9 protein-coding genes are annotated in these 13,657 nt (G+C 64.5%); 3 read left to right on the top strand and 6 right to left on the bottom strand.

Going from position 1 to position 13,657, the window contains the following annotated elements; all coding sequences use genetic code 11:
* Nucleotides 1–17 precede the first annotated feature (17 nt).
* The 4 genes from XH81_RS19855 to XH81_RS19840 form a co-directional block, all read right to left on the bottom strand.
* The gene (locus XH81_RS19855) at nt 18–1,328 is read right to left on the bottom strand and encodes an MFS transporter (protein ID WP_049801931.1); all 1,311 of its coding nucleotides are present in this window, start codon (nt 1,326–1,328) and stop codon (nt 18–20) included.
* A 196-nt stretch (nt 1,329–1,524) separates the two neighbouring features.
* The gene (locus XH81_RS19850; RefSeq protein ID WP_097668284.1) at nt 1,525–2,967 is read right to left on the bottom strand and encodes a sigma-54 interaction domain-containing protein; all 1,443 of its coding nucleotides are present in this window, start codon (nt 2,965–2,967) and stop codon (nt 1,525–1,527) included.
* A 256-nt stretch (nt 2,968–3,223) separates the two neighbouring features.
* Nucleotides 3,224–4,960 carry a putative bifunctional diguanylate cyclase/phosphodiesterase gene (locus XH81_RS19845; protein WP_028139587.1) on the bottom strand — a complete coding sequence of 579 codons (1,737 nt, stop codon included), beginning with the start codon at nt 4,958–4,960 and terminating at the stop codon, nt 3,224–3,226.
* Nucleotides 4,961–5,168: 208 nt separating this feature from the next.
* Nucleotides 5,169–6,134 carry a sensor histidine kinase gene (locus XH81_RS19840; RefSeq protein WP_028139588.1) on the bottom strand — a complete coding sequence of 322 codons (966 nt, stop codon included), beginning with the start codon at nt 6,132–6,134 and terminating at the stop codon, nt 5,169–5,171.
* Nucleotides 6,135–6,313: 179 nt separating this feature from the next.
* On the opposite strand from XH81_RS19840, the gene XH81_RS19835 reads away from it, so the two are divergent.
* Nucleotides 6,314–7,153: an SDR family NAD(P)-dependent oxidoreductase gene (locus XH81_RS19835; protein WP_028139589.1), complete on the top strand. Its 840-nt coding sequence runs from the start codon at nt 6,314–6,316 to the stop codon at nt 7,151–7,153.
* Nucleotides 7,154–7,412: 259 nt separating this feature from the next.
* Here XH81_RS19835 and XH81_RS19830 read toward each other — a convergent pair whose 3' ends face one another.
* Together XH81_RS19830 and XH81_RS19825 are read right to left on the bottom strand one after the other, a co-directional pair.
* Complete coding sequence (locus tag XH81_RS19830) at nt 7,413–8,789, bottom strand: cytochrome P450 (RefSeq protein ID WP_028139590.1); 1,377 nt, start codon at nt 8,787–8,789, stop codon at nt 7,413–7,415.
* A gap of 242 nt (nt 8,790–9,031) precedes the next feature.
* Nucleotides 9,032–10,267 carry an LLM class flavin-dependent oxidoreductase gene (locus XH81_RS19825; protein WP_028139591.1) on the bottom strand — a complete coding sequence of 412 codons (1,236 nt, stop codon included), beginning with the start codon at nt 10,265–10,267 and terminating at the stop codon, nt 9,032–9,034.
* A 462-nt stretch (nt 10,268–10,729) separates the two neighbouring features.
* Between XH81_RS19825 and XH81_RS19820 the strand changes: the two genes are divergently transcribed.
* Both XH81_RS19820 and XH81_RS19815 read left to right on the top strand, forming a co-directional pair.
* Complete coding sequence (locus tag XH81_RS19820; RefSeq protein ID WP_028139592.1) at nt 10,730–12,136, top strand: MFS transporter; 1,407 nt, start codon at nt 10,730–10,732, stop codon at nt 12,134–12,136.
* Between the two features lie 146 nt (nt 12,137–12,282).
* Nucleotides 12,283–13,476 carry an extracellular catalytic domain type 1 short-chain-length polyhydroxyalkanoate depolymerase gene (locus XH81_RS19815; RefSeq protein ID WP_028139593.1) on the top strand — a complete coding sequence of 398 codons (1,194 nt, stop codon included), beginning with the start codon at nt 12,283–12,285 and terminating at the stop codon, nt 13,474–13,476.
* Nucleotides 13,477–13,657: the final 181 nt, after the last annotated feature.

Raw genomic sequence — 13,657 nt, 5'->3', positions numbered from 1 at the left:
CGAGGTGATCAGGACATTCAGCCCTGAACTATCTTGCGTGTTTCGGTGGCGAAATAGACCGACACGATGGTGATCAGCGCCAGCGCGATCATGTAGAGCGAGATCGGCCAGGTCGCCGGCGCATAGGCCGTCATCAATCCCGTCGCGATCAGCGGCGACAGTGCGCCGGCGAAGATCGAGGCCAGATTGTAGCCGAGCGAGACGCCGCTATAACGCACCTTGGTGCCGAACAGCTCCGACAGGAAGCTCGCCTGCGGGCCGTACATCGCGGCATGCCCGATCGCGAGGCCGAGCACGATCGCGATCCAGGCATATTGCGGGTTCCTGGTCGCCAGCAGCGTGAACAGCGGGAACGACATCAGCGCCGAGAACACCGCGCCGAAAATGTAGATCGGCCGCCGCCCGAGCCGGTCGGAGAGCGCACCGAAGGCCGGGATGGTGAAGGTCTCGATCGCCGCGCCGATCAGCACGCCGTTGAGCATGTCCTGCTTGTTCATGCCGAGCGACTGCGTGGCATAGGCGAGCACGAAGGTCGCGTAGATGTAGAAGAAGCCGTTCTCGGCGAAGCGCGCGCCCATCGCGAGCAGGATGTTCTTGGGATACATCCTGATCGCCTCGAGGATCGGCATCTTCACTTCCTGCTTGGTCTCCTTGACCTTCTGGAACTCGGGGGATTCCGCGATGGTGAAGCGGATCCACAGGCCGACCAGCACCAGCGCGATCGAGAACAGGAACGGGATGCGCCAGCCCCAGGCAAGCAGCTGGGCGTCGGTCAGCATCGCCGATACCACCGAGAACACCAGCGTGCCGAGCACGAGGCCGAGCGGCGCCCCTAACTGCGGCCAGCTGCCGTAAAAGCCCTTCTTGTCCGCGGGCGCGTGCTCGACCGCCATCAGCACCGCGCCGCCCCATTCGCCGCCGAGGCCAAAGCCCTGGATCAGGCGGCAGGTGACGAGCAGGACCGCGGCCCAGATGCCGGCGGTCTCGTAGGTCGGCAGGAATCCGATCGCGGCGGTCGCCACGCCCATGATCAGCAGCGTCAGATAGAGCATGGTCTTGCGGCCGATCTTGTCGCCGTAGTGCCCGAACACGACGCCGCCGAGCGGGCGCGCGATGAAGCCGAGCGCATAGGTCGCGAACGCCAGCAGCGTCCCCATCATGGGATCGAAGGTCGGAAAGAACAGCTTGTTGAAGATCAGCGCCGCGGCGGTGCCGTAGAGGAAGAAGTCGTACCACTCGATGGCCGTGCCGATCAGGCTCGCGGTGGCGACCGTGACGTGCGAGGGCTGTCTCGCCTGAAGCTGATGGACCGAGATCGCTTCACTCATCTTGCGTCCTCCCTGGTTGCAAATGCGCATGTGCAGCATGCGTCATTGTGCAAAGCGAAGAGCAAGGTCCGCGCCAGATGCGGAAGGTTTGCGCAAATTGGCTGAAATCACGGCAAATCTCGCCGTTGCTGGCGGAACCAGCGGCGCAGCGCCGTGTCCGGAATCCGAGACTCCGGACACGTTCGTGTCTCGAAACTCAGACGGAGGCCGACCCTGGGGCGAGGCCGAACTTGGCGAGCTTCTTGTAGAAGGTTGCGCGCGAGATCCGCAGCATTTTGGCGGCCTCGGAGATCTGGCCGTTGCTGGCGGTGAGCGCCCGTTCGAGCGTATGCTTCTCGAACTCGGCCTCGGCTTCGGCATAGGGCACCACCGCTCCGGCCGTGCGCTCGGATGCTGTGGGCCTGACGTCGGTGCCGACGGGAAGAATGCGGGCGACATCTTCGCCGGTCAGCCGGCCGGAATCGCTCAGGATCAGCGCCCGCTCCAGGATGTTGCGGAGCTCGCGGACGTTGCCCGGCCAGTCATAGCGCGCCAGCGCGGAAAGCGCGCTCGGCGTGATCTTTGCCTTGACGTAATCGCCGGAGGCGCTGATGTCCTCGAGCAGCCGGGCGCAGATGTCGGGGAGATCATCCAGGCATTGCCGCAGCGGCGGCAGGTCGATCGAGAGCACGTTCAGCCGGTAATAGAGATCGGGCCGGAACGCGCCGTCGCTGACGCGCTTGCGCAAATCGACATTGGTCGCGGCGACCACGCGCACGTCGACCCTGGAGATCTTGTCCGAGCCGAGCGGCTCGATCTCGCGCTCTTGCAGCACGCGCAACAGCTTGGCCTGCAATTGCAGCGGCATCTCGCCGATCTCGTCGAGGAACAGCGTACCGCCGTCGGCGATGCGGAATTTTCCTTCGCGTCCCCTGCGGTCGGCGCCGGTATAGGCGCCGGGCGCCGTGCCGAAGAACTCCGACTCGATCAGCGTGTCGGGAATCGCGGCGACATTGACGCTGACGAACGGCTTCTCCGCACGCGAGGAGGCATTGTGAATCGCCTGCGCCAGCATCTCCTTGCCCGTTCCGGTCTCGCCGGTGAGCAGCACGGTGACGCTCTGCCGCGCCGCGCGGCTTGCAAGCTGCTTGGCCTGCGCGATTCCAGGCGTGGTGCCGACATAGTCGGCGAAAGTGAAGCGCGCCGCGCGGGCGTTGGACAATTGCCGCCGCGCCAGCCGCAGATCGCTCTCGAGCTGGGCGACGCGGGCGAGCAGAGGTTTCAGGCTTTCGAGATGGTCGTAGAGCACGAAGCCGATCGCGCCGATCACCGTGCCGTTCTCGTCCTCGATCGGCATGCGCGTGACGACGAGCTGCTCTCCGCCGAGCTCCATGATGTCGAGCAGGATCGGCTCGCCGGTCTCGGCCACCTTGCGCATCAGGCTGTTGGGGATGACCTCCTCGATCGGCCGGCCGATTGCCTCACTGGTCCGTTTGAGACCGAGCGCCGCGAGATATTTTTCATTGACGTAGACGACGCGTCCGCCGCGGTCGATCGCGATCGCGCCCTCGCAGAGCTTCTCCAGCCGCTCGAACAGCGTTTCCATCGCGCGCGCACGGAGATAGGCGGGATCGCTGATCGAGGCGGAAGAGGCGGACATGACATATCCCGGGGGAAGTCTGCCTGTGTATTAGCAAAAGGGCAGCAATTTCAAAGGGGGAATTGGATTGTGCCCCATACTCCGCTGTCGTCCCGGACAAGCGAAGCGCCGATCCGGGACCCATAGCCACAGGGAGATGTGATAACGGGGGACTCGGAGTGACCGTCTTCGCGCCAAACCACACCCTGTGGTTATGGGTCCCGGGTTCGCTTCGCGCCCCGGGACGACAGCGGTATGTGTTGCAGCGCTCGCGCCCCTACCTTCGATACCCGCTCGCCCGCGAATAGCCCTGGCGGTTCTGCTGGTGCGGGCGGTTTGCCACGCTGGCGCGCGACTCGCTGGACACGGGCGTTGCCAGCTTCAACTCCTCCAAAAAGATCGGGCGCGAGAAATAATAGCCCTGCGCGTAGCGGATCTTGGTCGCGGCCTGCAGATAAGCGAGCTCCTCGTAGGATTCGAGGCCTTCGGCGATCACGGTCATGCCGAGCGCTTCGCTCAAGGATTCGATCGCGCGCAGGATGCCCTGGCTGCGCGGGCGCTTATGGATGTCGGTGATGAAGGAGCGGTCGATCTTGATCTCGTCGGCGGTGATGTCGGCCAGCGCCGAGAGCGAGGAATAGCCGGTGCCGAAATCGTCGATCGAGATGCCGACGCCGAGCTTGCGGAACATCGGCAGGATCTCGTCCTGGAAATGATTCTTGGCGACGAAGGCGTCTTCGGTCACCTCGATCATGAAGCGCTGCGGAAAGCCGGTGTCGTCGAGCGCCCGCGCGAAGCTGCGCATGAATTCGGGGTTGCCGGCCTGCTTGGCCGCGACGTTGATGCTGATGGTCGCTTCCGCGCCGAACGTCTCGTTGATCAGGTCGATCGATTTGACGATTTCGGCGAGCACGAGATGGGTCAATTCGTCGATCAGCCCGAGCTCGCTGGCAAGATTGATGAACGATCCCGGCGCCTGGATCACGCCTTCGTCGTCGCGCAAGCGCACCAGGGCCTCGATGCCCTTCACAGCCTGGGTGCGGATGTCGACCTTGGACTGGAAGGCGCAGCAGAAACGCTTTTCCAGGATGGCGAGCCGCAGCGACTGTTCGATCTTCATCCGCGCCAGCGCCTCGCGCTCCATGCTGGAATCGAAGAAGGCTGCCAATCCCTTGCCGTCGTTCTTGATGCGGTACATCGCGATGTCGGCATTCTGGCGCAGCGTCTCGAAGCTGCGGCCGTGATCGGGATAGAGGCTGATGCCGACCGAGGTGGAGGCGAAGAGTTCCGAATGGTCGATGAAGAACGGCGCCGTCAGCCGCTCCAGCGTCGACTGCATGAACTCGGCGACTTCCTCCTGGCTCTGGATCGGGGAGAGCAGCAGCAGGAATTCGTCGCCGGAGATGCGCGACAGCATGTCGGAATCGCGCAAGTCGCGCCCGAGCCGCTTCGACAGCTCGACCAGCAGCGCATCGCCGACGGCGTGGCCGTAATAGTCGTTGATGTGCTTGAAATTGTCGACGTCGAGGAAGGCCAGCGCGAAACGCTCGCCGCCGCCATTCTCCGCCAGCAGATTGTTGGCGTGATGTTCGATCACGCGCCGCGAGGGCAATCCCGTCAGCTCGTCGAAATAGGCCGAGCGGAACAGCTGATCCTCGAAATTCTTTTGCTCGGTAATGTCGGAGGACGCCGAGATCAGCAGCTCGCGTCCGGCGAGGCGAACGGGACGATGGGTCGTGAGCAGCACCTGGCGCGCAGCGCCGCCGTGAAGCGCCTCCTCGGTGACGACAGCCTGGCCGGCGCTCAGCGCCTGGCGGCAGGCTTCGCGGCGCGGCGCAAGATCGGGTGAGGGACGGCTGCCATCCATGCCGAGCTGCGCGGCCGCGGCATCGTTAACCAGCAGAAGCTCGCCATGCGCATCCTGCACGGTCAGGCCGGCCGGCAGCATTCTAACGATTTCCTTGAGAAAACCGAGCTCGGCTTCAGTCGCGCCGGAATATTGGTTGTCGTTCATAGAAGTCATGAATCTTGTTGTTTCAGCGCGCCTGCAATGCACGCAATCATGCGCAGTTCCCTCTTAAGTTTGGTTAAGGGGTACGGAGAAATACGGGGGTGTTTTGCGACGTTGCGACGCGCGCCGACGATCGTCATTAACAGAGGGTCAACGGCCCGTGCGAAACTGCGGGCGGGTGCGCGGGCCGGCTTTCGCCTGACGCGCGATGCTATTCGCTTCGGGGGATGCGGCACTGCATGATGCAATGCAGCCCGGTCTTCAAGTAAGAGATCTCGGTCCTGCCATCGAAGGACGACAGTGCCGATTTCAACAGCTTGGTGCCGAAGCCGGGCTCGGACACCTTGTCCACGCTCGGACCCTCTGTCTCGTCCCAGGTGATGATCAGGCGGTCATCGCTGACGGTCCATGACACCTGCAGCAGACCGCGCGGCGCGGAGAACGCGCCGTACTTGCCCGCATTGGTGGCCAGCTCGTGAAACATCAATGAGAGCGTGACCGCGAGCTTCGGCGGCAGGAACAGGCGGTCGCCATTGAGGGTGAAGCGGACATGGCCGTAGGGGCCGAGCTCCGAGATCAGGAGGTCGCGGATGTCACAGCCCGCCTTGTCGATCCGCGAGATCAGATCGTCGGTCGCGGCCAGCGAGCGCAACCGAGGATCGACCCGGGCCCAGACCTGCGGGTGGTCGTGCAGCACCTGGTGCAGCACGGCGTGCACCGTCGACAGCTTGTTCTTCAGCCGGTGCTGGAGCTCGTCGACCAGCAGCTTGCGATAATCTTCTTCCTCGATCAGGCGCTTGGAGATCCGGCGCTGCTCCGCCAGCATGGTGCGATAGTGCTCGACGCCCCAGATGGTGAGCGCACAGACCGCCCAATAGAGTGCCAGCAGGGCAAATCGCGCCCGATCGGCAAAGGCATCGCCGAAATTCACCACGACGCCGAGCATGCCGCCGACCAGCGCTGTCACGATTCCGATCCGGAAGCCCCCGAACGCGGCGGCGAAGAACACGGCCGGGAAGTAGGGAGTGAAGTAGACGTCGGGCCGCACATGCGCGAGGGCCCAGCGCGTCAGCGTGGCAATCAGCAGGCAGGCCACCGCAAACGCAATGCTCAGACCGAGCGATGGCGGCGCCGCACCCTGCCAACCCCTACGGAATTCGTCGATCAACTTCCCCATGCGCAGCCCAGTTGCGATATGCGTTCGAAAATCGAGCGACCTGTGAAGATGTTACGCATCCCGTCCGCACAAGCATAGCTTGCCTTGTCGGAGGCAGGCAGGGATAGTGGCGTCCGCGGCGATGGCAGCGGCCGATGTTCGCCATTTGGCGTCAAATCGTTCGAAAACAGGAACATTCCATGGGCAGGCTGGACGGCAAGGTTGCGGTGATTACGGGGGCGACGAGCGGGATCGGATTGCGCACTGCGGAAGTCTTCGTTGCCGAAGGTGCCAAAATTGTGATCGCGGGGCGGCGTCTACCGGAGGGCGAAGCCCTGGCCAAGCAGCTCGGCGCCAACTGCATCTTCCGCCAGACCGACGTGACGCTCGAAGACCAGATGCAGGCGCTGATCGCGCTCGCCGTGGACAAGTTCGGCCGGATCGACTGCCTGTTCAACAATGCCGGCGGCCCGGCGCAGACCGGCGGCATCGAAGGCCTCGAGGTCGAGCGCTTCGATGCGGCGATGGCGACGCTGGTGCGCAGTGTCATGCTCGGCATGAAGCACGCCGCGCCCCACATGAAGAGGCAGGGGAGCGGCAGCATCATCAACAATGGCAGCATCGCCGGCCGCCTCGCCGGGTTCTCGTCCTCGATGGTCTATAGCGCGGCCAAGGCGGCGGTGATCCATCTCACCAAATGCGTGGCGATGGAGCTCGGCGAGTCCAACGTGCGCGTCAACGCGATCTCGCCGGGCGCGATCGCGACCGGCATTTTCGGCAAGGCGCTCGGACTCTCGACCGATGCTGCGGAGAAGACGCCGGCGGTGATGCGCGAGGTCTACAAGACCGCCCAGCCGATCCCGCGCGCGGGCCTTCCCGATGACATCGCCCAGGCCGCGGTGTTCCTGGCCAGCGACGAATCCAGCTTCATCAACGGGCACGATCTCGTCGTCGACGGCGCCATGACCGGCGGCCGCAACTGGAGCCAGCAGCAGCAGGGCTATGTGGCCTTGCGCAAGGCGTTCGATCAGGGGGCGTAGTCGCTCCGGGCGACGGTGCCGTAGGGTGGGCAAAGCGAAGCGTGCCCACGAATTCTTCATCGCGACGACCGTGGGCACGGCGCTCCGCGCCTTTGCCCACCCTACGAGATCTCGTGCCCCGGACGCAGCGCAGCGTCCCCGGCGATGCGAAGCATCGTCCGGTGCGGTGCGCTGCAGAGCCGGGGCCCATGTCTCCACCGACTCGATCGCAGCATTCCGGGTCCCGGCTCGCGCTTCGCGCGTCCGGGACACGAGAAAATCAGACCGCCTTCACCCGCACTCTTAGCCCGTCCCGCGGCTTCGGGATCGGCCACATCTGCCAGTCCGGCTTGTAGCCGGGCTCCAGCGATACCTCGATGTTCTGCAAGAAGTGCCGCGCGAAGCATTTTGCCTGCATGTAGGCGAAGTGCAGGCCGAGGCACATATGCGCGCCGCCGCCGAACGGGACCCAGGCGAAGCGGTGGCGATTGCGCTGCGCTTCCTCGGTGAAGCGCAAGGGATCGAAACGATCCGGCTCCGGCCAGATATCCTTCATGTGATGGGTATAGAGCGGATTGACGCCGACCGCGGTGCCGGCGGGAATCGTAAAACCCTTGAAAGTGAAATTGCGCATGGCGCGGCGCGGCATCGAAGGCACCGGCGGCTTGATCCGCAGCGCTTCCTTGAACGCCATCTCGGACAGCGGCATCTTTTCGAGATCGTCGAAGCTGCTCGGCGTGCCCGGCGCGAGCCCGAGCGCGAGGACTTCCGCGCGCAGCCTGTCCTGCCAGTCCGGATTGGCGGCGAGTTCGCCGATGAAGGAGGTCAGCGACGAAGTCAGCGTGTCGTGCGCCGCCATCATCAGGAAGCTCATATGGTCGATGATGTCCTGCTCGGAGAGTAGCGCGCCGTCCTCATGGGTGGCGCGGCACAGCTGCGAGAACAGATCATCGCCGCCATGATTGCCGCGGCGAAGCGGGATCTGTTCGCGGAAATAGGCGACGATGCGTTTGCGCCCCCTGACGCCGGCGGCCATCTGGGTGCCGGGCAGGGGACGGCGGATCGGGGCGACCGCGGCGGCGACCATGTCGACGAAGGCGCGGTTGATCTCGTCGACCTCCGGCCCGATATCGGCGCCGAGGAAGGACGCCGCAGCAAGATCCAGCGTGAGCTGCTTCATCGCGGGGTAGAGCTGCATCTCGCCGGGCTTGGCCTTCCACTGCGCGACCCGCGCGGAGATGCCGCGGTCGAGATCGGCCAGGTAGGATTTCATCGGCCCGGACTTGAACGCGACCGACAGCGCCTTGCGGTGCAGCCGGTGCTCGTCGAAATCGAGCAGCATCAATCCGCGCGGAAACAACAGGCCGAGCACCTTGTTCCAGCCGTGGGTCGAGGAGAACAGCTTTTGCTGGTCGAACATCACCAGCTCGTTGGCCTCGGGCCCGAGCAGCACGACATTGGTCTCGCCGAACACATGGGTGCGGTAGACCGGGCCATATTTGGCGCCGTTCGCCTCGATGTGGCCCTTGGGATCGGCCAGCACCTGGAAGGTCTTGCCGATGATCGGCCATCCCTCGTCGCCGGGAATGTGCGTCAGGGCGTTGCGCTTGGGCGCGGTGTAGTCGGGCGCCGTTGCGGCCACATTCTGCATCGACATGACGATTGCTCCGGTTGGCAGGCTCCGCGAACATAGCACGATCTGGCCGCGATGATGCGACGCTTGGTGGTGCAATTTACCTCGGATGTCGTGCCCGCGTAGGCGGGGACCCATAGCCACAGGGAGTGTGCGAGATAGTGGTTAGCAATCTTCGCCAAACCCTATGCTGTGGTTATGGGTCCCGGATCTGCGCGCGCTTTGGGCGCGCTTGTCCGGGACGACGAGTAGAGAGAGCTGGCGTCCTACCGCTTCGCCGCTTCCTTCTGCAGATCCGGGGCGTTGACGGCGGGGATGGCGACGCGGCCGGGGCCGGTCACCTTCAGCGCCTCGGCGGCCTTCTCGTTCTCCATGATCTTGGCCATCACGGCCTGGCCTGCACGCTCGAAGATGGCGCGGTTCTCGATCACGAATTTTTGCGACCTGCGCAGGCCGTCGATATAGCCGTTGATCTCGGGCACGACGTAGCGCGCAACCATATCCCAGCTGCGGCGCGTCGCCTCCGGATTGGCCCAGTCGTGCACGAAGCCGATGATGGCGCCGACGCCGCCGGAGACCTGCATCACGTTCTTGATGGTTTTGACGAGATCGTCGGGCGTGCCGATGGTGGACGCCGCGCCCTCGACGAAGGCGGTCTTGTCCACGGCTTCATCCGGCGAGGAGAACGCGGTCAGGCCCGGCCGCTGCAGCGTGCCGACATTATATTCGTTGTGCCAGCGCATCAGCCCGGCGCCGGCTTCCTTGCGCGCCTGCTCGCGGGACTCGGCGATGTGGAAGGTCAAGAGCACGCGCCAGTCGGCGCGGTTCACCTTGGTGCCGTGCTTCTTCGCAGCGTCCTCGGCGAACTGCCATTGCTGCTGTAGCGACATCAGGCCCTGTGTCGTCATCGAGCCCAGCGAGATGATGCCGCAGCCGTATTTGCCGGCGAGCGTCATGCCGGAGGGCGAGATCTGCGAGGCCACGACGAACGGCATCTCTTCCTGCAGCGGCAGGATCTGCAGCGCGGCATCGTTCATGGTGAACCAGTCGCTCTTGGCCGTGACGCGCTCACCGTTGAAGAGCCGGCGGATGACGCCGATGGCCTCGTCTTGCCGGTCGCGCTGCGTCATCGGGTCGATGCCGAGCGTGTGTGCGTCGGAGGCGAGCGCGCCGGGGCCGGAGCCGAAGATGGCGCGGCCGCCGGTCATGTGGTCGAGCTGCACCATGCGCTGGGCGACGTTGTAGGGATGGTGATAGGGCAGCGACACCACGCCGGTGCCGAGCTTGATCCGCTTGGTGCGCTCGCCGGCCGCAGCCAGGAACATCTCGGGCGAGGCGATCATCTCCCAGCCCGAGGAATGATGCTCGCCGCACCAGAACTCGTCGTAGCCGAGCGCATCGAGCTGCTCGACCAGCTCGAGATCGCGCCGGAACTGGAGCATCGGATGCTCCCCGATCGGGTGATGCGGGGCAAGGAAGGCTCCGAACTTCAGGCGCGCCATGGCGTTCTCTCCGGCTTTGATTTTCTGTTTGTTGAGGCCGTGAGGCTACGTGCCTGATGGCACGAACGCAATCGCGCGGTGTCCCGCGCGGCGGAATGCAGGCATGCGGCGAAGTTGCCTCTTCTCCCTCTCCCCGCTTGCGGCAGGGCTATGCATTTGAGGCAACCTCCGCCGCGGCACATCCTTCGAGACGCCCGCCGTTGGCGGGCCCTCAGGATGAAGGCGGAGTACGCCGGTGCAGTTTCAAAGCACACCGACGCAGTTCAGCCTCATGCTGAGGGGACCGCGAAGCGGTCGTCTCGAAGGACGAGGCGCTTGCTCCGATGTCGCCGCGAAGCATGTGCGAGTGCCCTGCCGCAAGCGGGGAGAGGCGAAGAGCGCACGAATCTGACCTACGAGGTAATCGCGCCACCGCCCACGAACTGAAATCATCAGGCAACGATAGTTCCGGGTCATGCGCCGATGCATCAGATCGTCACACAACAAGTCGATTCGACCCGCCGCTGGTGGGTGCTGGCCATCGTCGTGGCCGCCCAATTCATGTTCGGCGTCGATGCCTTCATCGTTAACGTCGCAATTCCGACCATTGCGGTCGAGCTGAAGGCATCGCCCGCGCAGATCGAAGCGGTCATCGCGATCTATCTGATCGCTTATGCCACGCTTGTCGTCACCGGCGGCCGGCTCGGCGATATCCACGGCACCAAGACTGTCTTTTTGGCCGGCCTGCTCGGCTTCACGGCGACCTCGCTGTGGTGCGGGCTCGCGCTCTCAGGGGTGGAGCTGATCATCGCTCGCCTGGCGCAGGGCGCGACCGCGGCGCTGATGGTGCCCCAGGTGCTGGCGACGCTGCATCTCCTCTTCACCGACGAGACGCGCAGCCGCGCATTCGCCATCTACGGGATCGTGCTGGGGCTGGCGGGTGCCGCGGGCTTCCTGCTCGGCGGCCTGCTGGTCACGATTGACCTTGCCGGCACCGGCTGGCGTTCGGTGTTCTTCGTCAACGTGCCCTGCGGCCTCGTCATTGCAGGTGCCGCCTGGCGCATCATGCCATCGGTGCCGCGGCGATCAGGGACGAGGCTCGACATCAAGGGCAGCTCGGTCCTGTTCGCGGGGCTGCTGTGCCTGATCGGCCCGCTGCTTTTTGGTCGCGATGCAGGCTGGGCACCCTGGCTGTGGGCCGTGATGGCGGTCGGCGGCGTCGTCCTCATAGCGTTCCTGAAGCTCGAGCAGGCAGTCGCTGGTGCCGGCGGCATGCCGTTGATCGACCTCACCCTGCTGGCGGATGCCGCTTTCCTGCGCGGGCTTGGCGCCGCCTTCTTTTTCTTCCTGGCCAATCTTTCCTTCTATCTGGTCATGACGCTGTTCATGCAGCGCGGCCTGAAAATCCCGCCGCTGTCAGCCGGCATGGCCTTCATCCCGCTTGCGCTTGCCTTCGTCGTGGCCTCGCGCCACAGCGGCGCGCGGGCGCGTCATCGCGGCACCAAGGTGTTGATCGAAGGCTGCGCGCTTCAGATCGCAGGCCTCGCCGCGCTCGCGCTTGTTGCAGCCTGTATCGATGCGCCATCGCCGCTTCTGCTCGCGTTCGTCATGATCATCTTCGGCTACGGTCAGGGATTGGTGATGGCGCCGCTCTCCGGCGCGGTGCTCTCGACCGTCAAGCCTGTCGCCGCAGGCTCGGCGTCCGGCATCTACGGCACGACGGCGCAGATCGGAAATGCGGCCGGAGTGGCCGCAATCGGCGCGGTGTTCTTCGCGGTCGATGCCCTGCAATCAGCGCGCGCAGGATTTCTGGTCTCGCTTGCGCTGTTTGTGACATTAATCATGATCTGTGCCGCATTTCTGTCGTGGATGCGTCGCGCATCTGCGTGAAGTCGAGGCATTGCGGTTAATTCGTGCGGATTTCGGCGGAATTCCCCGTGATTTTCGTGGATTGACGGCGCACGGTCTTTTTATTTTGCAATGCAGCAACTATCTGGTTTGGCTAAGCGTTGAAAGCCGCCCACCAGGAAGTTGCCGTGTCGTTAGCCAAAAATGTTGATCTGTTGAGACGTCTGCCGAGGCTGGACGGTCTGCGCTTTGCCGAGCTCGGCCGGAGCGCGGATGCGTCCAGTCCATTGCAAGAGATCACCGGCTTCGGCGACAACCCGGGGGCCTTGCGCATGTTCGCGTTCGTGCCGGCGCAGTTGCAGAAGCCGCGCGCGCTGGTCGTCGTGCTGCATGGCTGCGGGCAGACGGCGGCGGGCTACGATCTCGGCGCGGGCTGGTCGGCGCTCGCGAAGCACTATGGCTTCGCGCTGCTGATGCCCGAGCAGCAGCGGATCAACAACGGCAACACCTGCTTCAACTGGTTCAATCCGGAAGATACGGCGCGGGACAGCGGCGAGGCGCATTCGATCCGCGAGATGATCGCGCATATGGCGGAGGCGCATCGCATCGATCCCAAGCGCATCTTCATCACCGGCTTGTCCGCCGGCGGCGGCATGACGTCGGTGATGCTCGCGACCTATCCGGAAGTCTTCGCGGCGGGTGCGGTCATTGCCGGACTGCCCTATGGCATTGCCTCGAATTTGCGCGAGGCACTGGACGGCATGTTTCATTCCCCGGTGCGTCCCGCGCGCGAGCTCGGCGATCTTGTGCGCAATGCCTCGGATTATCGCGGCCCCTGGCCGAAGGTCTCGGTGTGGCACGGCAGCGCCGACCGCACCGTCAATCCCGGCAATGCCAACGAGATCATCAAACAGTGGCTCGATCTGCACGATCTGCCGGAAGCGCCGATGGCGGAGACCAACGTCGACGGCTATCCGCGCCAGGCCTGGTGGGGCAAGGACGGCGAGACGCTGGTCGAGTCCTACGCCATCACCGACATGGCGCACGGCACGCCGCTTGGGCTGGCCGACAACGACCAGCGCTATGGCGTCGAAGGCGCATTCCTGATCGAGGCCGGCATTTCCTCGTCCTATCACATCGCAAAATTCTTCGGCCTCACCGGCTGGATTGCAGACGCTGCAAAGGCGGAGGCCAAGCCTACAAGCAAGTCTACAAGCAGGCCTGCAGCGCAGCCGGCACTGACGCCCGCGCCGCATCTCGCCCGCTCGATCCGCGCAGCGGTCGCCGAACAGCCGGCCGAGCCGACGCGCGAGGAGGCTCGCAGCTTCGATCTCGGCCAGATCATCACGCGCGCACTGACCGCCGCAGGATTGATGAAGTAGCCCCCAACTCCGGACAAGCGCGCCCCAAGCGCGCGCCGATCCGGGACCCATTGCCACAGGGCAAAGTGAGGCGCGAAGGGCTAACTCCGAGTCCCCGCAAACCACGGCTTCCTGTGGTTATGGGTCCCGGATCTGCGCTTCGCTTGTCCGGGACGACAGCGAAGTTTGTAGCGATGTCGTC

Origin of the sequence: Bradyrhizobium sp. CCBAU 25360, assembly GCF_028128695.1 — a bacterium.
Classification (GTDB): domain Bacteria; phylum Pseudomonadota; class Alphaproteobacteria; order Rhizobiales; family Xanthobacteraceae; genus Bradyrhizobium; species Bradyrhizobium ottawaense.
The sequence above is the reverse complement of the archived record's forward strand: the minus strand, read 5'-3'. Positions and strand labels throughout refer to the sequence as shown.